This is a genomic window from Arthrobacter sp. A2-55, from assembly GCF_025548615.1.
In the GTDB taxonomy this organism is placed as follows: domain Bacteria; phylum Actinomycetota; class Actinomycetes; order Actinomycetales; family Micrococcaceae; genus Specibacter; species Specibacter silviterrae.
In genome coordinates this window covers 23,007-44,661 of sequence record NZ_JAJLOZ010000026.1, presented here as the reverse complement: position 1 = coordinate 44,661, position 21,655 = coordinate 23,007, and the positions used below count along the sequence as shown (strand labels likewise).

The 21,655-nt window shown below is 62.2% G+C and carries 22 protein-coding genes and 1 pseudogene; 11 read left to right on the top strand and 12 right to left on the bottom strand.

Annotated elements, in window-relative coordinates; genetic code table 11:
- Positions 1-122 precede the first annotated feature (122 nt).
- Positions 123-353 (bottom strand): hypothetical protein, encoded by a 231-nt coding sequence (locus LPN03_RS09265; RefSeq protein ID WP_262454029.1) that lies wholly within the window; start codon positions 351-353, stop codon positions 123-125.
- Between the two features lie 271 nt (positions 354-624).
- On the opposite strand from LPN03_RS09265, the gene LPN03_RS09260 reads away from it, so the two are divergent.
- From LPN03_RS09260 to LPN03_RS09235, 6 genes are all read left to right on the top strand, one after another.
- Positions 625-2,394: a KTSC domain-containing protein gene (locus LPN03_RS09260; RefSeq protein ID WP_262454028.1), complete on the top strand. Its 1,770-nt coding sequence runs from the start codon at positions 625-627 to the stop codon at positions 2,392-2,394.
- An 85-nt stretch (positions 2,395-2,479) separates the two neighbouring features.
- The gene (locus LPN03_RS09255) at positions 2,480-3,037 is read left to right on the top strand and encodes a PH domain-containing protein (RefSeq protein WP_262454027.1); all 558 of its coding nucleotides are present in this window, start codon (positions 2,480-2,482) and stop codon (positions 3,035-3,037) included.
- A gap of 35 nt (positions 3,038-3,072) precedes the next feature.
- Complete coding sequence (locus tag LPN03_RS09250; RefSeq protein ID WP_262454026.1) at positions 3,073-3,849, top strand: hypothetical protein; 777 nt, start codon at positions 3,073-3,075, stop codon at positions 3,847-3,849.
- 40 nt (positions 3,850-3,889) lie between these two features.
- A complete protein-coding gene (locus LPN03_RS09245; RefSeq protein ID WP_262454025.1) occupies positions 3,890-4,414 on the top strand; it encodes a hypothetical protein in 525 nt (174 codons plus the stop codon).
- Between the two features lie 121 nt (positions 4,415-4,535).
- Positions 4,536-6,497 carry a site-specific DNA-methyltransferase gene (locus tag LPN03_RS09240; protein ID WP_262454024.1) on the top strand — a complete coding sequence of 654 codons (1,962 nt, stop codon included), beginning with the start codon at positions 4,536-4,538 and terminating at the stop codon, positions 6,495-6,497.
- 2 nt (positions 6,498-6,499) lie between these two features.
- Positions 6,500-9,094, top strand: a complete 2,595-nt coding sequence (locus LPN03_RS09235; RefSeq protein WP_262454022.1) for a DEAD/DEAH box helicase — start codon at positions 6,500-6,502, stop codon at positions 9,092-9,094.
- A 78-nt stretch (positions 9,095-9,172) separates the two neighbouring features.
- Here LPN03_RS09235 and LPN03_RS09230 read toward each other — a convergent pair whose 3' ends face one another.
- The 3 genes from LPN03_RS09230 to LPN03_RS09220 all read right to left on the bottom strand — a co-directional run bounded on the left by LPN03_RS09230 (position 9,173) and on the right by LPN03_RS09220 (position 11,002).
- Positions 9,173-9,604, bottom strand: coding sequence for a hypothetical protein (locus LPN03_RS09230; protein ID WP_262454021.1), 432 nt, complete (start codon positions 9,602-9,604; stop codon positions 9,173-9,175).
- A 118-nt stretch (positions 9,605-9,722) separates the two neighbouring features.
- Positions 9,723-10,190: a hypothetical protein gene (locus LPN03_RS09225; RefSeq protein ID WP_262454020.1), complete on the bottom strand. Its 468-nt coding sequence runs from the start codon at positions 10,188-10,190 to the stop codon at positions 9,723-9,725.
- A 191-nt stretch (positions 10,191-10,381) separates the two neighbouring features.
- A complete protein-coding gene (locus tag LPN03_RS09220) occupies positions 10,382-11,002 on the bottom strand; it encodes a GNAT family N-acetyltransferase (protein ID WP_262454019.1) in 621 nt (206 codons plus the stop codon).
- 257 nt (positions 11,003-11,259) lie between these two features.
- Between LPN03_RS09220 and LPN03_RS09215 the strand changes: the two genes are divergently transcribed.
- On the top strand, positions 11,260-11,997 hold the full coding sequence (locus LPN03_RS09215) for a hypothetical protein (protein ID WP_262454018.1): 738 nt from the start codon (positions 11,260-11,262) through the stop codon (positions 11,995-11,997).
- A 27-nt stretch (positions 11,998-12,024) separates the two neighbouring features.
- On the opposite strand, the gene LPN03_RS09210 is transcribed toward LPN03_RS09215, so the two are convergent.
- From LPN03_RS09210 to LPN03_RS09200, 3 genes are all read right to left on the bottom strand, one after another.
- Positions 12,025-12,258 (bottom strand): hypothetical protein, encoded by a 234-nt coding sequence (locus LPN03_RS09210; RefSeq protein ID WP_262454017.1) that lies wholly within the window; start codon positions 12,256-12,258, stop codon positions 12,025-12,027.
- 101 nt (positions 12,259-12,359) lie between these two features.
- Positions 12,360-12,617 carry a hypothetical protein gene (locus LPN03_RS09205; RefSeq protein ID WP_262454016.1) on the bottom strand — a complete coding sequence of 86 codons (258 nt, stop codon included), beginning with the start codon at positions 12,615-12,617 and terminating at the stop codon, positions 12,360-12,362.
- A gap of 1,203 nt (positions 12,618-13,820) precedes the next feature.
- Positions 13,821-13,979, bottom strand: coding sequence for a hypothetical protein (locus tag LPN03_RS09200; RefSeq protein WP_262454015.1), 159 nt, complete (start codon positions 13,977-13,979; stop codon positions 13,821-13,823).
- Here LPN03_RS09200 and LPN03_RS09195 point away from each other — a divergent pair.
- The 4 genes and pseudogenes from LPN03_RS09195 (at position 13,978) to LPN03_RS09185 (ending at position 19,037) form a co-directional block, all read left to right on the top strand.
- Entirely contained in the window at positions 13,978-17,745 is a 3,768-nt protein-coding gene (locus LPN03_RS09195; RefSeq protein ID WP_262454014.1) for an RHS repeat-associated core domain-containing protein, read from the top strand. The genes LPN03_RS09200 and LPN03_RS09195 overlap by 2 nt on opposite strands.
- Positions 17,742-18,098 carry a hypothetical protein gene (locus LPN03_RS09190; protein WP_262454013.1) on the top strand — a complete coding sequence of 119 codons (357 nt, stop codon included), beginning with the start codon at positions 17,742-17,744 and terminating at the stop codon, positions 18,096-18,098. Before LPN03_RS09195 ends, LPN03_RS09190 begins: the two co-directional genes overlap by 4 nt.
- A gap of 196 nt (positions 18,099-18,294) precedes the next feature.
- Positions 18,295-18,459 (top strand): annotated as a pseudogene (locus tag LPN03_RS20935) (hypothetical protein); the annotation flags it as partial.
- Positions 18,456-19,037, top strand: a complete 582-nt coding sequence (locus LPN03_RS09185; protein ID WP_262454012.1) for a hypothetical protein — start codon at positions 18,456-18,458, stop codon at positions 19,035-19,037. The pseudogene LPN03_RS20935 and the gene LPN03_RS09185, both read left to right, overlap by 4 nt.
- Positions 19,038-19,270: 233 nt before the next feature.
- Here the strand turns inward: LPN03_RS09185 and LPN03_RS09180 are convergent, their stop codons facing one another.
- The 5 genes from LPN03_RS09180 to LPN03_RS09160 all read right to left on the bottom strand — a co-directional run bounded on the left by LPN03_RS09180 (position 19,271) and on the right by LPN03_RS09160 (position 21,607).
- Positions 19,271-19,531: a hypothetical protein gene (locus LPN03_RS09180; protein ID WP_262454011.1), complete on the bottom strand. Its 261-nt coding sequence runs from the start codon at positions 19,529-19,531 to the stop codon at positions 19,271-19,273.
- The gene (locus LPN03_RS09175) at positions 19,528-19,797 is read right to left on the bottom strand and encodes a hypothetical protein (protein WP_262454010.1); all 270 of its coding nucleotides are present in this window, start codon (positions 19,795-19,797) and stop codon (positions 19,528-19,530) included. The genes LPN03_RS09180 and LPN03_RS09175 overlap by 4 nt, the downstream gene beginning before the upstream one ends.
- Positions 19,797-20,183 carry a hypothetical protein gene (locus LPN03_RS09170; protein ID WP_262454009.1) on the bottom strand — a complete coding sequence of 129 codons (387 nt, stop codon included), beginning with the start codon at positions 20,181-20,183 and terminating at the stop codon, positions 19,797-19,799. Before LPN03_RS09170 ends, LPN03_RS09175 begins: the two co-directional genes overlap by 1 nt.
- Positions 20,180-20,362: a hypothetical protein gene (locus LPN03_RS09165; RefSeq protein WP_262454008.1), complete on the bottom strand. Its 183-nt coding sequence runs from the start codon at positions 20,360-20,362 to the stop codon at positions 20,180-20,182. The genes LPN03_RS09170 and LPN03_RS09165 overlap by 4 nt, the downstream gene beginning before the upstream one ends.
- Before the next feature lie 207 nt (positions 20,363-20,569).
- Entirely contained in the window at positions 20,570-21,607 is a 1,038-nt protein-coding gene (locus LPN03_RS09160; protein ID WP_262454006.1) for a hypothetical protein, read from the bottom strand.
- Between the last annotated feature and the right edge of the window lie 48 nt (positions 21,608-21,655).

The following is a 21,655-nucleotide window of genomic DNA, read 5'->3' as shown; positions in this document are numbered from 1 at the left end:
TATGCAAATGCCAGGGCTCGCAAGAACCTCGGTCGGCTTCTAACCTGTCATCGCCGGCAAGCTACTCAGGTAGAAGTCATATGCTTCGAAGGCCCGCCTCGTGCGGGCCTTCATTTTTTTAGTTAGGCAATGCGGCCAATGGGCAGCTCCCCCTGGTTCCTGATCGCTGACAAGTCGGTCTTGTCGATCCGATCCTCGACAACTTGCGCCAACCAGTCACTGACGTACTTATAGCCTTCCTTGGCGGCGAGCTCATTGACCATGTCGGCTTTATCGGTCGGCAGACGGAACGCAACAACCTTGCGCTCACCCTTGCTGCGGCGCCCAACGCGCCGATTCGGAGTAGTAGCCATAGCTTTCACTGTCCTTTGAATCTCAAACCCCAAGGGGGCTGGCTGTTCGTGACCAGTAGTGGTGCTGTGTCTCGGAACGGCCGGGTGGCCCAATCCCATTGCTGAAACTGTTTTCCGATACCACGAAAGTATCAGGGGCATCGACGGTTCTCCGGCATTAAGCAATTTCTGCAACTGTGTCGTGTCGAATCATGACACAGCTGTGCCACACGAAAACCTCTGACCCAGCCTCGGACTGTGCATTCGTGCCGTCGGCCGCACACCAGAGGGTATGAGCACAGATACCAAGCCCCGCCAGCCCAAAGGCATCCCAGTCGGCGGACAGTTCAGGGAGATCACCCACCCGGAAGCGGGGGTGACCCTCAACGCGGACCGTAACCGCGCACTCATGGCCCGCCGCCTCGAGCAACTGAAGTCCATCGGCTTCGTGCCCGCCACCACCATGGATGCCGTTGCGTCACCGATGACCACGGAACACCGTGAAGAGTGGTGGAACCGCAACTTCGTGGCCGCCGAATACGCCGAATCGGCCAAGTCCATCTCCCAGATGCCCGATGACTACACTCCTCAGCGCACCCTCGGCCAGGCCATGTCCGGCCACCGCCGCACGCACCGCATGCGCTACGGCAACGGGGACATCCAGCTGCGCATGCCCTCGGCCACAGCCATCAAGCGGTACAGCAAGGAACACGGCAACCCCACTTTTGACGTGCCCGTGTCCGTTGCCCTCAAGGGAGGCGCAGCACGGCAGGGCTGGGTCCGTGTGACGATGACCGGCCCTAACTCGTGGGAAACCACGGCACTGGGCGGGCCGGACGACGACGCCTCGGCACAGGTGTCGGAGGCCGTCGCGGCCGTCTTGGAATCACGCCGGCCGATGACGGCCCTGGCCAAGGTGGGCGACCTTCTGGAAGCCCGCAAGGCCCGCCGGGCGGCCGAGGGCGTGGAACTGACACCGGTCGCCTCATCGTTCCTGGACAAGGTCGGCTACGACCCGGCCACAGGGACCATGGCCACCCAGATCGGCAGTAAGCTCTACGGCCACCGCGTCGCCCCGGAAGTATTTGAGCGGCTGAAGGCATCTCCGCGACCCGGGGCCGTCTACAACCGATCCGTGAAGCAATCTCCTGGCGCCGGTGTTGAGCGCTGCGAGCAATGTGGTCGCTTCACGGCCGCGGCCCTCGCACACAAGTGCCCAACCGGGCACAAGCCGGGAACAGGAATCGACCATGACTACACGGAACGGGCCAAGCAGCGTGCTGAGTATGTGGCGGCCGCCCGCTCCGGAAACCTGACAGCCCTGGCGCAGCATGCAGCAACGTCCGATGTCCCGGCACGGGCATCGACACAGGCTCCGGAGACCCGTGGACTGAAGAAGCCGCCGGCACGTCGGGTTGAACCGCGGGAAGAGCCGCTGCCCGACTATTCCAAGCTCCGGGGCGTCCGCAAGCGCGTCGTGCAGCTGGCAACCCTGAACGCGGGTGACCGGGTGATGATCGACGGCGAGGAAATGTTCGTCCAGGGCCGGGTGCCCCGCACCTTCGGCCAGGACGGCGACACCTCCAAGGTGACCGTCGGATTCGGCGAGGGCAAGTTCAACCGGCAGCTGACCGCCGCAGCGCTGATGGCCAAGGAGATTGACCTGAAGATCCCCGAGCACCAAGCCACACCCGCACCACGCCAGCAGGCAGCCCGGCCAGCCCATCTCGCCCAGCCCATCATGTCCGCCGAGGCGTACCAGAGCGAGCTCAGTGCGCTGAAGGTGGCCTCACAGGACAAGGGCTTCGACCTCATTGCCAACGGCGTGGAGCGAGTTTGCGAGGTCAGCTGCAGCACCCGCACATACACAGCCCGCATTGCTGTGGAACCCGATGGCAGCTACCAGCGGTTCATCAACGGCGAGCCGGTCCAGGAATTTCCGGGGGCGAATGTCAGCGCCCTCCGCATGGAGCACTGGACGGCAGGCCAGGCGCTTGCGATGGCCCGCATCACTGACGCTGAGCGCCGCCGACGCACCCGGTTGGTCCCAGCAAGCGTCTAAAACCCTGAGACCGGGCCGGCGGCAGCCGGCCCGGTCGTCTCACCCCTAAAGGAGAAGCGCCATCGACATTCCCCTTCATCCCGAGTTGCACACTTCCACCGTCAAGCTGCCCAAGAGCGTGCGCGTCGGCCTGGGAGAGGTCCCCGTCGCCTTGCTGCGCACGCATCCAAAGGTGCTGTTTTGGCCAGTCATCCGCTGGCTGGTCTTCATCGCGATGGCAGCTGCCTGCTACATCTTCGTTCCCCGGGACCTGGTCGACGGTTGGGTGTACTGGGTGGCGCAGGCTGTCACCTTTTACCTGACCCTGCATTACGCGGTGGCTCCAATCCTCAAGTGGTGGTGCCGGATCTTCGTTGTGACCGACCGGCAGATCATGGTCCAAGAAGGAGTCCTCTACAAGCGGGCCATCAGTTCCCAGCTCGCCCGCGTCCAGGACATCCGCACCGAACGGGGCATCCTGGACCGCATCTTCCGCTGCGGAACCCTCATCATCGTCAACGCCGCCAACGGCGTGACCAGCATGGACGACCGCGTCGTATTCGCCGACGTACCTCACGCCCTGAAGGTGGAGCAAAGCCTGAAAGAGCTCGTCTTCGCCGTCCAGAGCCGCAACATGGCCGCCGCCGGGCCGGCAACTGCATAGGAGCAATCGAAACCACCCTCACAGAAAGGTCAGCCATGGACATCGTCGGGCTCAACGGATTTGCACAGGTCGGCAAGGACACCGCCGGCTCCCATTTGGTCAAGCATCACGGCTACACCAGGTACGCCTTCGGTGATGCCGTCAAGGCCCATGTTGCCCTCCTCGACGTTAGGCTCAACGGGACCCTGACCCTGGGCATGCTGCTCGGCCGGATCGACGGCAGCTGGGCAGCGGCCTCGGCGCACCGCGTCTACGGCCCGGAGATCGTCCGGACTTTCAAGGTGTACGGCGACGCCATCGTCCGTGGCGATTTCCAGGACACTGGCCGCACAGAAGCCAGCCTGATTGATGACCTGGTCACCTTGGACCCGTTCCTTGACGGCGGCATAACGGTCGCCCAGCTCCTCGAGGAGACGGGCGGGGACTGGGAGGCGGCCAAGAACCACCGCTTCCACGGACCTGAGATTCGACGTCTCCTGCAGGTCTACGGAACCGAGATAGGACGCTCCAACTACGGCGCCAACGTCTGGACAGACTACGTGGCCCGACAAATCAGTCAGGAACAGCCTCAGGCCGCGGTCCTCACCGATGTCCGCTTCGATTCCGAGGCTGAATGGGTGCTGGCACAGGGCGGCCCGGTGGTCCGGATCCACCGTCCCGGCACGGGTCCCGTCAACGGCCATGTCTCTGAAAAGGGGCTCAGGCCCGAGAACATCACCACAACCCTGATCAACGACAAAACACCGCAGAACCTGGGGCGGCTCCTGGACGAAACCCTAAACTTGTCCAGCGTCGAACTTTTGGCTGCATAGTATCAGTCAAGATCACCACCACACTTTAGGAGTTTGACCCATGGCAACCCTCACCCTTGACGCCGACACCGACCAGCTGACTGCGACCCACCCGGACGGTGGAACCTTCGAGTTCGGCATGATGATCGACCGCGCCGTCACCCTCGCAGACACGCGCACCGAACTGGTGGAGCAGCTCATTGACGGCTACGCCGAGCTCCCCGACACCGATGAGGGGGACGCCAAGGCGTTCGAATTGCGTTACGTGGCGGCCGTGCAGGTGGCCAACGCTGAGCAGGAGCTTCTGCTGGCCCAGGCCACCAACTCCGGCATGTTCGACCCGTCCCTGGAATCAGAGGACACGCTGACGGCCTTCTTCACCCCGCGCAACGAGCGACTGGATGACATCGCCTCCTGGGATCACGACCAGCCGCTGGTGCTGGTGACCACCAGCTACATCCCATACACGACCCAGGCCCCGCCGAGCGGCAATGTCCGTTGGGTGGATCCTCGGACCGAGACCACGTTCCTGGACACCCTCGGAGCCCTGGGCGCCATCACGCTCCTGAATCCCACTGATTCCTAGAGCTGCCGAAAGCCCCTGGACGCGGTGTCCAGGGGCTTTCTTGCGCCACCGGTGCCCGCCGGCCATTCCCGGCCCGCCACAACACATAAGGTAATGGTGGAGACCACCTCGAGGAGAACCATTGAGTGACCAAACCATGTTAGAGCTGTACCTGTCCCAGGTCACAGACCCGGAGCTGCGCGGCAAGCTGCAGGCCGAGATCGAGAAGTCGACGAAAAAATTCGGCCTGGTCTTCGAACGCCACCAGCCCGAGGGTATCCGCATGCCCAAGGTCCCGGTCAAGGCCGGCTCCAAGGTGATCCGTGAATCCGACGGAACCTTCCACCGCGTTACGTCCATCAACGGCGACACCGCCACTCTGGCTGAAGGGGACGACACCTCCATCGACTACCCGGTGGCAGGCCTCTCCGTCGCCCGTGAATTCGGCGACGTCATGTACCCCGGTCTCGAACCCATCTCCACTATCAAGCGCGGCGCCGACACCGACCCGGTGCACACCGTAATCAACGGCGAGAACTACCACGCCCTGGAGATGCTCCAGTACACGCACGCCGGAAAGATCGACCTGATCTATATCGATCCGCCTTACAACACAGGCAACAAGACCTGGAAATATAACGACCGCTACGTCGGCGAGCAGGATTCCTACAAACACTCAAAATGGCTGTCCTTCATGGAAAAGCGCCTGCAGCTGGCAAAAGAGCTTCTGACCGAAACCGGTGTTGTGATTGTGGCCATCGGGGATGGTGAGCACCATCGACTTCGGATGCTCCTCGACCAAGAGTTCGGGGAAAGTAATTTTATTGCCAACATCACTTGGCAGGGCGGGGGGTCTGCGTTGGCAAGGCACCATGCTGGGGGTGTCGACTACATGCTGATCTACGGACGAAACAAAGACATGGTCGCAAGATTCCGAGACCCCAAACCGTTCGCCCCGCAGATGCTCAATGTTGTCGAAACTGCCCTGTCGTCGGGCTGCAGTGTGACAGAGGCTGAGGATGCCCTGCGTTCATTTATCAAAGCACACTCGAAGAACATCGCAACAGGCCTACGTGGTTTCAATTCAATAGACGCGCTCGGTCGAATCTATGACACGGCAGACCTCACCAACCGTCTTTTCCGTCCGAACCTGAAATATCCTGTGACCGATCCAGACACGGGCCGTGTGATAGATCCTCCTGACAATGGGTGGGCCATCGAGCAAGGCCTTATGCAGTCACTGATTTCCGAAGCGCGAATTTCATTCTCCGGGTCACTGCCTAGGCGCAAAAAGTACCTCACGGAGTACATGTCGGAAATGCCAATCCCGACTTTCAACAAGGTGCGTAGCATCGCCAGCACTCACCTCACATCAATAATGGGCGATACCCGGTTTCCTAATCCAAAGGACCATGAGGTCCTGATGCGCTGGTTCAGGATGGCTGCCCCTGCGGACGCCGTTATCCTCGACTTCTTTGGTGGTTCCGGGACGACGGCAGAGGCCGTGATGCGCCTCAACGCAGAGGACGGCGGCACCCGGCAATCAATCCTGGTGACCAACAACGAGTTGGCTGCAAAGGACGACACCAAACTCCGAAAGGCCGGGCATGGTCCCGGGGATGACAAATACGAGGCCCTGGGCGTGTTCCGCCACGTGACCAAGCCGCGGATCGAAACGGTCGTCACCGGCATTCGCGAGGACGGCTCGACGTACAGCGAAGGCTTGGCCGCCAACGTCGCGTTCTTCAACCTGACGTACCTGGATGCTGCACGCGTGCGCACCGGCCTGGAATTTGATGCCCTGGCAGGCGTGTTCTGGTTGCGCGCCGGCGCCGTGGGCCCGCTCATTGAACGGGAGACCCTCAGGCAGGGCTATGCGGTCTCGGAGGACGCCAAGCTGGCCGTCCTCTTCAAACCGGGCAAGGCCGCCGCACTGGCGGAACTGCTGGCAGAGAAGGACCACCCCAACCTGACTCACCTGTTCATTGTGACGGAGTCTAACCAGCAAGGCGACGAGGCCAGGGCCTACTTCGCCTCCCATCTCGAGGTCGAGCGCATTTACGGCTCCTACCTGTCCTCATTTCAAGTCAACAAGAAGGGCTGACGATGAAGTTCACTCTTGCCGATTACCAGGCAGAAGTCAGCACCCGGGCGCTCCGGGAAGTCCGCGAGGCCATGGACCGCTACCGTGGCGACAGCACCCGGCTGAGCGCTGTCGGTGTCACAGCCCCCACAGGTGCCGGCAAGACGGTCATCGCCGCCTCCATGCTGGAGAACCTCTACTTCGGCAGCGCCACCGAGCCCTCCAACCGGCCGCTGACGGTCCTCTGGGTAACAGACAACGCGGACCTCAATGAGCAGTCCAAGGAAAAGATCGAAGCCGCCAGCGACCAGATCACCGGCCAGATGCTCCAAACGGTCGACTCCCAATTCGACCAACGAACGTTTGACACCGGAATGGTCTACTTCCTGAACGTCCAAAAGCTTGGTTCCGGTGCCACCAAGCACGTGAAAATTGGCGACAGCCGGCGGTACTCCCTCTGGGAAACCATCGGCAGAACAATCGAAGAACGTGGCGCCGATTTCCTGATTGTGATCGACGAAGCCCACCGTAGGTCAGGAGAAGCGGAATCCAAGAAGCCGACTATCCTGCGACGGATCATTGACGGCGCCAGGATCGAGGTGAAGGACGAAAACGGGGTGATCCGGGTAGTCTTCAACCAGCCGACGCCCGTGATCGTCGGCATCTCCGCCACCCCGCAGAAATTCAACGAAGCCATGAAAGACAACAAGGTCCAGCGCACCCTGGCCACCGTTGTCGCCGACGAGGAGAAGGTCAGGGCATCCGGACTTATCAAGGCCAGGATCGACGTCAACTACACGGTTGACGACCAGTCCACGGATGACACCCTGGTCCGGGAAGCAGTCAGGGTGCTCTCTCGGTTCGACCAGCTGTGGGAAGCCCAGCGGATCGCCTCCGAGGGCCGTGACGATGTCAAGCCACTGCTGGTTGTCCAGGTCCCCGACAAGGTCTCCGCCGCAAAGATCGGTGAGATCGTCCAGTCGATGACTGAGACCTGGGATGGATTCGACCACCCCGACTCGATCGCCCACGCCTTCAGCGAGACCCCCAGCATCGAGGTAACCACAACCAAGAACGGCCTGAAGTTCACCCGCAGCATCTCCCACATGGCGCCCCAGGATGTCACCAAGGATCACCGCGTCAGGGCCGTCATCTTCAAAACAGCACTGACCACCGGCTGGGACTGCCCCCGGGCCGAGGTTATGGTGTCTCTTCGCTCGGCCGTGGAATTTACGGCCATCGCCCAACTGATCGGGCGCATGGTCAGGACGCCTCTGGCTCGCAGCGTCGACGAGCCGGGTTTCGAAGACCTGAACTCTGTCACCTTGTACCTGCCCCGCTACAAGGCGGACGAGGTCGCCAAGGTCGTCTCATCTTTCGTTGACGATGAAACCATCAAGACTGGCGTTGTCATCAACCCGATCACCATCGGACGAAACCCGACGGTTCCGGACGAGGTGTTCGACCTGGCCAACCGACTCCCGAAGGAGCTCAAGCCACTCCGCCGCTATCACAACAACGTCAGCCGCCTTGTGGCCCTCGCCGTCAAGCTCGACAATTACGGTGTCACTTCGCCGTCAGGGGAGGATTTCTCCGACGAGGCGGAGGCCCTGCTGGTAGGGGTCATGGACGCCGAGTACCGGCGCCTGAAGGTTTCGCTCGATGAAATAGCCAAGTCCTTGCTGGTGGCCTCCTTCGCCACGAAAACGTACGAGACCCTGGCCGGCACTGAAATGGCGGTCACCGCCCAGTCCGTGGCCACGAGCGTGAACAACCTCGCTGAACTGCAGCGTGAGTCCGCCCGCAAGCTTCCCGACGCGGTCGCAGCCTGGACGGAGCGGGACCTCCTGGGAGCCGGCATGGAAGAGCGGGAGATCATTGTGCGCATTGCCGCCATGGCGCGAACCGAATCGGTCCATCATGCCCTGGAGAAAGAGTCCGAGCGCCTGATCGCCTCCTGGCAGACGCAGATTGGGTCGGAGGTAAGCCTGCTGTCGGCCAAGCAGCAGCAAGAGTTGAACACCATCTGGCACCCGGCCGGTAAACCGCAGCTCGACGTCCTGGCCCTGCCCGACACCATCAAGGTCCGGACGAAGAAAGTCGCCGCCGACAAGGCATCGGTCAAGGACCTTCCCCTATGGCCAAAGCACCTGTACGCCACGGCCAAGGGCACATTTCCGGAGGATCCCACGAGCTGGGAGGAAGGCGTCCTGAAATCAGAACTTCAACGGGAGTCCCTCCTCGGCTGGTACCGCAACCCGCCCAGCCCCGCCAATGGTCTTTCCGTCTCCTACACCCAACAGGACGTTGACAAGTCCCTGTACCCGGACCTGGTCTTCTTCCACACCACGGAGGACGGCATCGCCGTGGACATTGTGGATCCTCACAACCATGCGCTCGGCGACACTTCAGCCAAATGGGCTGCCCTGGCCCGATTCGCACAGGAACAAGACGGCGTCTTCCGTCGAGTCAGCATCGTCATCAAAAACAAGGCGGGCCAGCTGAAAGCCATCAACCTGGCTGGCCAGGCCACCGACAAGCTCCACGACGAGATCCTCGCAGCGTCTAACTTGGAGGATTTCGAGGCGTTGTTCGAGACCCACGGCAGCAACTACTAGACGGCCTGATCTGCCGCCAGCAAGACGAAAGCTGGACCACACCCGAGCGAGGGCTTGGTCCAGCTTTCGTCTTGGCGACTACGCGGCCGAAGCCACCGGGATCCATTCGGCCAGGTCATCGAACCAATCGACGTCGACCTGGAAGTCCGAAATGAGCTGGTGTATCAGCCCCACCGTTGCCGTGGCCGCCCGGTCGTCCAGACCGTCCACCAGGCGCGCGTGCAGCTCGCTGACAGCCCTCTCAGCGGCCGCATGGCAGGTTTCCCGGTCCCATTCCAGGGTGGGCAGGACGGCGCCATCCACCCGGTAGCGGAACGGTCCTGCCTGAGCGAAAATCACCCTGCCGATCAGCGGCCTGAACGAATCAGTGCTGGGAAGGGCCGCGGCGATGCGGGCGAGTTCCAGGTCGAATCCGCGACTAAATAATGCGGCAGCCTGAAGCGCAGCTGCTTCTTCTTCAGCGGACGATACGGGTGCCTCTGCGATGGCCGTGGCGGTGTTGCTTCCCATGGGGACTCCTTAGAACGGAAACCAGATCGGGGCGGCCGGCAAGGCCGCTTACCTTTAGGTGTGCGGCCCGGTCCCGATTATGCGCGAGGGCCCAAGCCTTCGGCCACCCAGTGGAGGTTCACCACAGCCCGTAGTCATCCTCGGGCTTTTCCTTCTCCTCTTCTTCGAGTTTTGGGCATACGGGGCGCCGATGTGTCACTGGGGCGGGGTTGGGCCTGGTGGGATTGGCGATTGCCGGCGCGGCCGGGCGTGGCTTCACTGGGCGCAGACTTCCGACGTAGGTGAACTCGTGCTGAGGGTCCTCATCTGACTTGCGCGCGTGCAGTTCGAGAAGTCTCTTGTAGAGGAGCGCAACGGTGCCAGCGCTGGAGATCGCCCTTGCCCCTAAGCCGGCAACAGCCCCCTTAAGGACGAAGGGTTCCAGTGCCTTGCCGTCCGGATCTAGCACCCAGTACGTGTAGCTGGCCCCCTGGAGGCCGGCCTCCACATGCCAGGTCAATTCCCGCTTGTCGTAGAACTTGGCCACGCCCAGGACTGCCTGGATGTATTCGAGCGTCGCTCGGTATATTTTCTCGCTGTGGTCCAAGGTGGTTCCTTTCTTACGGTGCTGGCGCCGGGGGAGTGGGCGGTTCTACTCCAAAATTAGCCCGCTGCCCCGGGGCCTCCCGGCCGTTTGTGGAGGCAATATGTCGAACTCACTCGTTTACGGTCACATTTTGGGGTTGTCACAAATCAGTGGATCGACGTAACAATGACGATGGCTGCGGAGGGGGTTGGCTAGGCAGCCACCGGTGAAGTCCAGCCCGCCAGGGTTGTCTGGGCCCGTTCAGCCACATCCACCCATTCCTCCCTCAGCAGGGACAGGATGACGATGTCCCTCCAGGTTCCGTCGAACCGCTGGGACGAGCGGCGGCGCGTCCCCTCCACCGTGAAGCCAAACCGGCACAGGGAGGTGATGGAGCGGGAGTTCCGGGGGTCGACGTCTGCCTCGATTCGTCCGGCCCCGCAATCAAAGAGCCACCCCAGCAACGCCAGCTTCACCTCATGGTTGACCATGGATCCCCAGAACTCCGGAGCAACAACGGTGCGGCCAATCTTCACCCGCTCCGTGTCGGCCTGTGAGTCTGTGAGTCCGGTAGTTCCGACAAATCGCGGGTCCAGGCCCGATGTGAAAATGGAGAAAACCGGGAGGCCGACGTACCGGCGCTCAATGAAGGACAGCAGCTCGTCCCTGCCGGCGGGCAGCGGCTCTCCATCTCCGTAGCCCTGTGCCCAGACCTCGGCATGCCCCAGCACATCAGCCAGAAGTTCCGCGTGTGAGGGTTCGTACGGCACCAGGATGAACCGTCCTGTTGCTGTCGAGAGGACGGGCAATACGGCGGGGAGGTCTAGGGTCATGAGATCCCTTCGGGGTAATCGGGTGGGTGAAAAGCTCGGGTCCACAAATCATTCTTCTTGAGAGAAATGACCATGGTCTAACAAAATCTGATGCCCGGTGGAACACTGGGAAACAGCCTTCCCATCAGGCTTCCGGTCGCGGCCGCACACTGATGGATATGAACTTCAACGATCTCCATCCGCGCGCCCGCGATGGCCAATTCACCACCAAGGCCCTCCTTGAGTCTCCTGTCGCCCTGATGCCTACAATTGACCCCATGAAGGATTACCGCGTCGGCCACCGGGCGCCCACTGATGACGGCTACTCAAATCCACTCACGCGAATCACGGAGTCTTTCGGGCCCGACGTCTTTGAGCACCCTGAAAACCACGGCTCGGGGGAATCCGACCCGGAAACGATGCGCCAGCTGCGCGCTGTGCGCGACAACCCCGAGGCGACCGTGCGCATCTACCGCGCCCTGCCACCAGGCATCGGTGCCATCAACCAGGAGGACTGGGTCACCCTGAGCGAGAAGTACGCCCGCCAGCACTCCTACGGGGAGACGGGCGAGGACAATGACTGGCCGGTGGTCTTCGCCGATGTTCCTGCGGCCAGCGTGTACACCGACGGGAACGACCTGGCCGAATACGGCTATGACGGTCCGGCGCTGACCGGGCTCCCCGATCTTGACGGCCGCGACCAGCCGTCTCCTCCTGCGCCCGGCCCATGGTCTGACAGGACCCCCGAGTACCATGCGGCCAGCCAGGCACTCATCGATGGATCCGCGAGGGCCCAGCTGGCCGCGGGATTCCAGACCAGCGGGCTCGATTTCGCGCAACTGGCGGCTCGAACCGGACACAGTGAGCAAGTAGCCCGTCGGATCGTCGCCGGCAAGACAATGCTCAATGCCCCTACGGTTGCCGTCTACTTTCAGGCTATGGGTGTAAAGCCTGGCAATGCGGCGGTCGCGGCCTACGAAGCTGAACAGGTGGTTCTGCGCCGCCTCGCCGGCTGAGGCCGGGAGACAGCTCAGGAGCGCACACTACGCCGCCTGACGGTCAGGCTGGGCCTCGGCGGCCAACTCGGCCTCAGCCAGTTCCCTGAGCCAGATGACAGCGCTGCGCCCGTCCGGCCCCTCGGCCAGCATGGTGGTAGGCCAGCACTGGGCAGGATCACGACCTGCGATCTGCTTGGCGCGACGCTCACGGGCCCACCAGGCGCGTGATGCGGCAAGTTCTTCAGCGGTGTGGACACTCGGCGCTTGCTGGTCTGACATGGGTCACTCCTGGCGGTAGCAGTGCAGACGCCGCTGGCCCCGTTCAGCCATCCGGCCCTGATGGGATTTATGTGTGCGGCGGACCAATGGACGGCAACCGGTCATTTCATGGCGCCTGGGAACCGAGTCCACCCCTGGTCGGTGAACTCTGCGGGGTCCGAGACATCCGGCTCTCCAGCAGCGACGCGGTACCCGAAGGGCCGCTCGTCAACGAAGGCGACGATGAGATTGCCTTGGCGAAGGGTGGTGATCTGAAAGCGTGTCAGGGCGGCGCCCCCGACGCCTCCCCACGGGCCTGCGCTGCCGCCGTACGTCCGGGAGCAGGAGCGAGCAGTCACCAACTGCGGGTTCAGATTCATGTCCTCGGGTAAGTGCTCTCGAATGGCAGCCAGCCGGTCGGCGTCGAGCAGGTGTGCGGTAATGAACCTGCTCCTGAAACTTATCCGACCCGCTCTACTCCTCGCCGTCACTTCTGCGGATTACGCAACCGCCATCCGCGTCCACTTGATCAAGAACCAAGGTCACCCGAAACGCAGCTCCCTCGAAATCTACGACCATCAATCAACGACAACGGAACAAGGACCAACAGCCTTTGGTCCCCAGCCGTCCAGCTGAGACAACACACCGGCTCTGATCAAAGCCCACAAATCGCATCTTGCTGAAGTCCTAAGTCGGACCTACGTTTGCAGGTTTACCGGATGGTCTACCCGGGCAATCTGTCTGACCACCAAGGTAAAAAGTCCTGACCTATGGTGAGTTAAAAGAACTGGATTCCGGCCGATTGATAACAATCAAAGGCAGATTGGAACGGCGGGTCCGTGCTCGATTCACCGTTCATGGCAGTACCGGTCTCAGACCAGCAGGGTTCATTTTTCGTTCAGAGCCTTTCATCTCCTGTCCCCCAGCGGTATATTGCTTTCCTGAGCACCGTTCAGGCGCCCAGGACCCACGGCTTAAGGGGGATGCAGCGTGGGCATTTTCGGTGCTCGTCTGATCGGTTCCATGTTTTCGCGCGGCGCAAACAAAGCTGTTGCTGGAATTGCCGTGCTGGCGTTGATTTTGGGCGCAGGTACGGCAATCCCTGTCTTGGCCCCGCCGGCCCTGGCGTCTCCAGCCAGCCATGCAGGACCTGTCTCAGTTGTACAGGCCATCTCGACGAAGAAGTCGCCTGCGGCGCAGGCGAAACCAGGAAGCCAGCCCAAGGGTCACGAAAGCCAGCCCCTGGCCAAGGATCCCGCCCCGAAGGCATCGAAGGTCTCGGCTACGGTCGCGAGCCCCAGCGGTGACACACTGGATATTACGGCGGTAATGATCTCGCCCGGCCATGCTACGGACGGATTCGGGCGGGCCAGCGACTGCTCAGATCCCGCGGCACCCTTCCCGGGGCTGGTTGCGCCGTGCGGGACGATCAATACCTACGACGCTACCTATACGGGTGGGTCGGGAGGCGTGGCGAACACTGCCCCTTCATCGAACAGCCAGGCGGTGAAGGTCTGGGATGCCTGCGGGACGCAGGTCATGAACGACTATACATATGGCTGGCACAGTCTCTATTCCCCCTACTACCCGCGTGTCAGTCCGACGATGGGAACGACGACTGCATCGCCGCTGGCCGTGACGGACTCGATGTGCATGGGTACCTGGAGTGTGTCGTATTCATTCACACAGACCTTCACCGACGGCCAGACCCTCACGGCGACGGTGGTAACGACGTTTCCCATGAACGGAGGAGCCCCCGCAGTAGCCCAGCCTGCCCAGCAATGGTATGGCGGGACAACGGCCGGCGGGACGACGATCCACGCCTCCCAGGCTGACCCGGTCGACTCGCTGACCGGGTGGTTCAACTACCGGCCCCCTGCCGGAAATGACCTGTCCCTTGCGGCCGTGGGTATTCCAGTGGCCGTGACACGCGGCTATTCCTCAGGCTCACCCGCCTCAAGTGACTTCGGTACCGGGTGGAGCGACAACCTCGGTGAGCACCTCACGATCGCACCTAACGGCGACGCGACCTACTTCGCGGGATCAGGGTCTGTGGAGACCTTCACCTCAGGCGGATCCGGTACCTTCACCAGCCCGCCCGGCGTCCTCTCGAAACTCTCGTTCGACGGTGCCCAGTACACGCTCCTGTTCAAGACCCTGATCAATAAGGCTTTCGACACCACTGGCCGCCTGCTCTCGGTGACCGACCGAAATGGGCAGGGCCTCAGCTATCAGTACGCCGGCGGTCGGGTGTCAGCAGTCTCGGGCTCGGGACGATCCTTGTCGATCACGCGAGATCCCGCATCGGGCAACATCACCGCGGTCACGGCCAGCGACGGCCGCTCGGTCTCGTACACCTATGACGCCTCGGGACGGCTGGCCAGCTTCACCGACGCTGCAGGCGCCACCACCGGCTACTCGTACGACTCCGGGGGACGGCTGAATCAGGTCACGGACGCCAATGGAAACTTCCCTGTCCGTCTCACGTATGACCCGGCCACGGGGCGCGCTGTCAGCCAACTGGATCCTCTCGGCAACAAGACCACCTTTGGATGGACCCAGACAGATCCGAACAACACCGGGACCGGGACGGCCACCATCACGGACCCCCTCAGCAACACCTCGACGGACAGGTACCTCAACGGATACATCGTGGGCCAGACCGACCCGGCCGGCAACACTACCACCTACGCGTGGGACGCCAGCGGGAACATTCTGCGGGTTGTGGCGCCCGACGTGACGGCCACCTACTTCACGTACGACAGCAGCGGGAACCTCGCTACCAAGAGCCTGGGCTACGGCAGCGGCGTCCCCGCAGAGGCGTACGTGTATAACGCGAGCAACGATCTCGTCTCTACCCGGGACTTCAACGGCACCACCATCACCTACGGCTACGACGCCAAAGGAAACCTGGCCACCATCACCCGGCCGAATGTGGTCACCGGAAGCGGCACCATCACCGCAGTGACCAACACGTACAACCCTGACGGAACCCTGAAGAGCTCAACCGACGCGTCCGGCAATACCACCGCCTTCGGCTACAACGCCAGCGGGGACCTGACCTCCCAGACGACCCCGACAGGGCGGACCACCACCTACGGCCGCGACGGTGCAGGCCGGCAGACGTCCGTGGTCGACCCCCGCGGCAACGTCTCCGGTGCCAACCCCGCGACCTACCAGACCACCTATGCCTTTGACGGGGACGACCGGCTCACAAAAGTGACCGACCCGTTGGGGCATGCCACCAGCACCGTCTACGACCAAGTCGGCAATGCTGTGACAGAAACCGACCCCCTCGGCCACACGAGCACCACGGCATTCGACCCGGAGAACCGCCCCGTCTCAGTCCAGGGGCCCGACCCGACGATCGGACCGTCGACGACCGCCTATGACCCCGATGGCAACGTCGCGTCAGCGACAACGCCGGGAGGCGTGACCACCAGCTACACCTACGACAAGACCAATCATCCCGCCAGCGTCACCACCCCTGCCGGGACCTGGACCTTCATCTACGACACCAACGGGCGCCTCGCCTCGGAGAGATTCCCCTCAGGCCATACCACCACCTACGGGCGCAGTCCCACAGGGGCGATCTGGCTGATCACCTATTCCGACGGCACCAAAACCAGCCAGGCCAGCTACTCCTTCGATGCCAATGGAAACCGCACCCGGAGCCAGCTTGACGGCGGGGCGGCGACCATTTACCAGTACAACGCCCTCAACCAGGTCGTGGGCGCAAGTCAGGGCTCCGGCAGGGGCCAGCTCACATGGTCGTACGCGTACGATAACAGTGGGCACCAAACCAGTGCCGCTCAGCCCGGTGCGGCCGCCCAGATAATGGCGTATGACGCCGACGGGCGGTTGACATCCGTGGTATCAGGCACCACCACACTGGCCTCCTACGCCTACGACACGCCCACCGGGACGATGACGCTGACCCAGCCGGGAGTGGCCACCACCACGACATTTGACCCGGCCAACCGGCCCAAGGCCATCACCTCGAAAGCGGGAGCCACCACCGTAGCATCGAGCACCTACACACTCGACGCCGACGGGAACCCCACCCAGATCGCCAACGCGGACAGCACCACCGATTCCTACACGTACGACGCCCTCAACAGGCTCACCAAGGCCTGCTACGGCACAACCACCTGCACCGGCTCGGCCACTTACACCGCCTGGGGCTACGGCCCCGACGGACAGCGCCTGAGCCAGCAAACCCCCGCCGGGACCACAGGCTACACATATAACCCCGCTGGACAGCTCACCTCCCGCACCGGGGCCGACGGCCCGGCCACCTATAGTTACGACGCCGACGGCAACCTCACCAGCGACGGCACAACAGGCTACACCTGGAACCTTGCGGGCAACCTGGCCTCAACCAACACTTCCGGCGCAGCCACCAGCTACGCGTACGACGCGCTCAACCACCGCACCGGCATCACCAAATCAAACACCACCACCACACTCCTCACCGACCCGATCACCGGACAGCTCACCCAGGAACAGGCCGCCAACGGCAACATCATCCGCCAGTACACCTACGGCGCCGCGGCCCTGGGATTCATAGCCGCTGGCAAAGCCTACAACTACATCCAGGACGGCAAAGGAGCCATCCGGGCACTTACCGACTCCAGCGGGGCACTGCAATACGCCTACACCTACGACCCTTACGGCAAGGTCACCAAGACCACTACAGGCAAGAACCCGGTCACCAACCCGCTGATCTACCAGCACAACTACAACGATGGCGGAAGCTACCGCATGGGCAGCCGCGAATACCGCCCAGACCTCGGCATCTTCCTCTCACCCGACCCCGCCCGGGCGGGCGGCTACGGCTACGCCAACGCCAACCCCATGTCCGTCCTTGACCCCACCGGCAACACGGGCGAGGACTGGATCGCTATCGTGCACAATATCGCAACCGGCGTCGCCGTGGTCGCCGGCGGAATCAGCCTCGTCTGCACCGCAGTCGTGATCTGCGCCGAAGTCGACGTCGTCACAGCCCCGCTCGCGCTCGTCGCCGGGGCTGTCTCCTGGGCAACCTCAGACAGCACCAGGCGCTGCTTCTCCGGCAAAGGAGGATGCGCAGGAACAATCGTCTCCGGCGGCCTCCTTGTCGCCGGTGGGGCATTCGGCCTCGGAGCGATCGGATCGATAGCCGAGGATGCTGGTGCGGTCACCGCCGCAGGTGAAGCCGTTCCCCTATTCCGAAACGTAGGCGAAGCAGAACTGGGATCCATCACGTCTACGTCGAGATTCAGTGCCTCCAATGGCCAAATGGAAGGAAAATGGTTCGCTACCACCGGACAGGACGCGAATAAGTGGGGAAGCGTGCTAAACCCTGGCGCCGGCCAGACTGTTACAACCAATATCCCGAAGTCATTGGCAGACCAGCTCTACTACAGATCTGGCAAGCTCGACGGTATTGGGCCCGGATACTACGCCGAACACGGACAGCTCGACGAGATCAACAAGTTGATGGACGGGATAAGGATCTGGCCATGATGGAGACCATCTCGAACCCACTCGCCACCGCCACCTTCACGTGGCTCAGCCCTGAGGAAGGCGGGCGCAAGAGCGGCCCTCCCACGGCTCCGGTCTATGTCTCCACTTGCGTCTTCCCCCTCGGCGGCGAACAGCAAGTTCAACCGGGATGGCCCGCAGAAGCTGACGAGATGTTCAGCATCCTGCTTGAGGAAATCGAGACCGTTGGAAGTCCGAGCACACGCCGATACAACGTTGACTTCCTAACTCCCGATCTCGTCGCCCAGTTCGTCCAGCCGGGGGCGCAAGTCATTGTGCTGGAAGGCCCCAAGGTTGTGGCCTTGGGCCAGTTCGATGAGGTCTTCAACCGGTGAACCACGATGGCGACGATCTTGCCTCTGAAATCGACATGCGGTCGTTGCGCAGCCGCTGGACGACGCTGGAAGTCGGCATGCTCTCCAAAGAAGTGCTCGGTGAGGCCGCCCGGCGGGCTGCCTCACCGAGCATGACGGCCGGGTCGACCTCCGCGGCCAGGCAGCCGAACAGCCGGTTTGCGCCGGGCGTGTTGGACAGTCTTTGGATGAGGACCCCTTCGTGTGCTCTGCCCAGGGCGGGCGTGGCTCATTCGTTGGACCAGTCCCCGTTGGCGAGCAGAGCTATCAAGGCGGTGTCATCAGCCGGTTCTTCCAGAACAACGGGATCCGCGCCGCGGTTCCGTTTAACGTTACCTTTTGACCATCATGACTGACTTCTATGAGGCGTTGTCTCACATCGAAATCGCTTTGGGTCGACTCGGTCGTGGGATCCTGCTCCGTTTTTTGCAGCCAGGACTGGACTCCAATGAGTTTGGACGGGAGTTGACGGCAGCCGGTCTGCCCGGCGAAGCGTCCACTGAAGCCCTGTACTCATGGAGGGACGGCACACAGACAGAGGGAGCCACACTCGATGAAATACAGCTATTCCCCGGCTTCTATTTTCTCTCGCTCGAGGACGCGATGGCCAACTATCGTGCCTTTGAGGCCGACCCGAGATGGAGTCAAAGTTGGTTCCCGCTGTTTGCGAACGGAGGCGGAGACTTCTATCTAATCGAACTAGGAGGGCAAATGTCGGGGCCGGTTCGACACTTCCGGATCGAGGAGTCCGAGCACCCAGTCGAGTTCCGATCCTTACCGGACATGATGCGGACCCTGGCAGAAGCGTTCATGAAGGGAGTATTCTTCGTCGACCCCGACGGGTACCTCGAGATGGACGACCTCCGCTTCGCAACCCTTGCGGCAGAGCTCAACCCCGGCGTCCCGTGGTGGACCGCCTGATCAGGGAGAACTGTGCTTTCAGCGGTGTGAAACGCAGGTGCCGGGTCCGGGATGGTTCATTTGCACCCCCGCACTCCTTCGAATCGCAACGTGAACTACATCTGGGACTGTCCTGTGAAGAGCTCTAAGGTTGCAGAAACGAAGCTCCAACCGTTCGAGGCGAATGAAAGGGGCGCGAGGTTGCAACGCCTGCCCCCACACCCTCCCCACTGCTAGTTGAGGTTGCCACCTATTTAATACGGCGGCTCCGCCAGCGGATCGTCCAGTTCGCTGATCGGGTGCATGGCTTCCATGAGGTGGCCGACGAACGTCTCGTGGGAGGATTCAGCCACGGTCCGAGCGGCCCCGGGTGCAGGCGGTGCCCCGCACTGGTCGTCGATGTCCATGATCGTCCCGCACTCCGGGCCCAGGCATTTAATACGGGTGGCGGCCTTATTGGTCCGGAAGCCGTGTTGGGCGTCCAGGACGGCCCTGGCAGGGGTGCCCGGAATCATCGCAGCGCCCCGGGCTGAAGTGCCGCGCCGGCGCGCGTGGCATGGTTCGTCCACCACGGCTTCCACGCACCCCAGCCCGTTTCCTTGCGGACCCACTTCTTGATCTTTCGCGGCAGCCGGTTGTGCAGGGGGCGCGGCGTGGTCTGGAACGTCACGTCACCCTCGGCGTGCAGTGTGTAGCACATCGGGGGCAGGTAGTAGCGGGTGATGCCATCTCGGGTCCGGGCCGTGTAGTACTCCTTGCGGCCGCGGGGTCCGGGAATCACTACGGCACCTCCGCATCGGTCAGGTTGGTGAAGGTTGTCGCCTTGGTCGGGGTGGCCGGAAACCCGGTAACGGTTCGTCCGCCGATCATGATGTTTTCGGCCCGCCGCTCACCGGCTTCCCACTGGTAACCGGCACCGCGGGATTCCTTGGTCCAGATCGTCCCGTCACTGTCGACGGCAGTGAAATACGCGTAATCGGGCGGATAGGCGTGAGCCATTTCCGGCGGCATCTTCGGCCACGGCTTGATGACAGCGGTCTGGATGGTCAGGGCCCGGCGGGTGATCTGGTAAACGTCGTGCGGGCAGCCGAACTCACAGGTGCGCCGCTCCGGCTGTCCGATTTCATCGACGATGACTTCCTGGCCGACGTTCAGGTGCGGTTTCACGGTCGTGCTCCATTCTGTTCCTGGTCGGCGATGCGGGTGGCCTCGTCATGCAGCAAGATGATGCCGGCACGCATCTGTGTCGGCGTGAGCCGGTGCCTGCCCTCATGCAGTTCATCAATGAGATTGATCATGCGATCGATTGCGGCCGGTTCCGGGGCACCGGGTTCCACGTCGGGCATGCTGTTGCAAGGCTGCCACCCCACAAGGGGGCGTCGCTGGACCTTGTGCCTTCTTTTCACGAACAATTTTGCGTTCGCGGGGCTCAACGGCACCCACCCCATGTCTTCGACAGGCTGGCCGCGGTATTCGTATGTGACCGGGTCAGAAATGATTTCCATGGGCACCATGTGTGCGGACAGGGCAGCATCGTTCCCCACGCACGTTTGCTACACGTGTGAGTCCCGGACCAGCAGAATGGATTGGTATGGTCCGTTTCTACCAGCGTGAAGTCGAACATCGGAGATGGACCATCCAATTTCGCAGGCTTCCGGATGCAGTGACGCCAGGACCGAACCGTCTTTGAGAACGGATTCGTCGTTGAACTCGTCCGGCCCCTCCAGGTTCGCGGTGAAGGCGAAGTCAGAGCCACCCGGGTTGAATTTCTTCAAGGTGGTTTGAAGGGCGTCGGCTTGGGCGCCGATGAACAGGGTATCGCCCCAGGGGTAAATGGACGAGGGCTCGAAGGATGTCAGTTCCTGCTCCTTAAGTACCCGGATTAGCTCCGACCGCCAGGTTTTCCTATCCCTCGTGTGGAGGTCCAGGTGACGGATAAAGTGCAGCCCTCGCCCTCCCATGTCAACAGAAAGGTACCTTCCCCCGGCAGTCACGACCAACGCCAGCTTCTCGCCACTCTCGGTTGTCCAACCAGCGTAGAAGGCGTTTTCGTGGTACTTGTGCTCGGCCATAGCTCCTAGTCGGGACTTTTGAGATTTGGAAACAACGGCTGCTTTTTTGTGAATCTTCCGGACGGCACCCGGAGTGCCAGCCACGGCGTCCGCGACGGCAGCGGCGAGAGCTTCAATCGCCGCCTTACTCGGTGTGCTGGCTTCGCATATGACATCGTGTTCGCCCACGGGCGGGAGTCCTCCGAGTCGTAGCCGCACGACCGTCCATCCCAACCCGGCAAGGAGCAGGTTGCGGCTCTGATCGACCTCGTTACGGTCTCCGTGAGTGTACTCGGAGTCGATTTCGACGCAGACGAGCGCCCCGGAAACGATGAGGTCAGGGGTGAGAAGCGGGAAGTTTCCCCTGGCCGGCTCGAGGCCGCACTGGATTGACATCCGTTCAGGGAGGAACTTCGCTCCCGTCGACTCCAGGGCAACGCGCACCTGAACCTCCAGGGCGGAAATATCGGTGCTCCGTGAGGGCACCATCGTTCCGAGCGGGTATTTAGGAGAGTCCGGAACAGTCATTCTGCCCATCACGCCACCTTCCTTTTGAACCACCGTAACGGCTCATTGCACCGGTAAACG

Coding starts and splice junctions, on each gene's coding strand:
- LPN03_RS09265 (WP_262454029.1), bottom strand. CDS start 353: ATGGCTACTACTCCGAATCGGCGCGTTGGGCGCCGCAGCAAGGGTGAG.
- LPN03_RS09260 (WP_262454028.1), top strand. CDS start 625: ATGAGCACAGATACCAAGCCCCGCCAGCCCAAAGGCATCCCAGTCGGC.
- LPN03_RS09250 (WP_262454026.1), top strand. CDS start 3,073: ATGGACATCGTCGGGCTCAACGGATTTGCACAGGTCGGCAAGGACACC.
- LPN03_RS09245 (WP_262454025.1), top strand. CDS start 3,890: ATGGCAACCCTCACCCTTGACGCCGACACCGACCAGCTGACTGCGACC.
- LPN03_RS09235 (WP_262454022.1), top strand. CDS start 6,500: ATGAAGTTCACTCTTGCCGATTACCAGGCAGAAGTCAGCACCCGGGCG.
- LPN03_RS09230 (WP_262454021.1), bottom strand. CDS start 9,604: ATGGGAAGCAACACCGCCACGGCCATCGCAGAGGCACCCGTATCGTCC.
- LPN03_RS09220 (WP_262454019.1), bottom strand. CDS start 11,002: ATGACCCTAGACCTCCCCGCCGTATTGCCCGTCCTCTCGACAGCAACA.
- LPN03_RS09215 (WP_262454018.1), top strand. CDS start 11,260: ATGAAGGATTACCGCGTCGGCCACCGGGCGCCCACTGATGACGGCTAC.
- LPN03_RS09210 (WP_262454017.1), bottom strand. CDS start 12,258: ATGTCAGACCAGCAAGCGCCGAGTGTCCACACCGCTGAAGAACTTGCC.
- LPN03_RS09205 (WP_262454016.1), bottom strand. CDS start 12,617: ATGAATCTGAACCCGCAGTTGGTGACTGCTCGCTCCTGCTCCCGGACG.
- LPN03_RS09195 (WP_262454014.1), top strand. CDS start 13,978: ATGAACGGAGGAGCCCCCGCAGTAGCCCAGCCTGCCCAGCAATGGTAT.
- LPN03_RS09200 (WP_262454015.1), bottom strand. CDS start 13,979: ATGGGAAACGTCGTTACCACCGTCGCCGTGAGGGTCTGGCCGTCGGTG.
- LPN03_RS09190 (WP_262454013.1), top strand. CDS start 17,742: ATGATGGAGACCATCTCGAACCCACTCGCCACCGCCACCTTCACGTGG.
- LPN03_RS09180 (WP_262454011.1), bottom strand. CDS start 19,531: ATGATTCCGGGCACCCCTGCCAGGGCCGTCCTGGACGCCCAACACGGC.
- LPN03_RS09165 (WP_262454008.1), bottom strand. CDS start 20,362: ATGCCCGACGTGGAACCCGGTGCCCCGGAACCGGCCGCAATCGATCGC.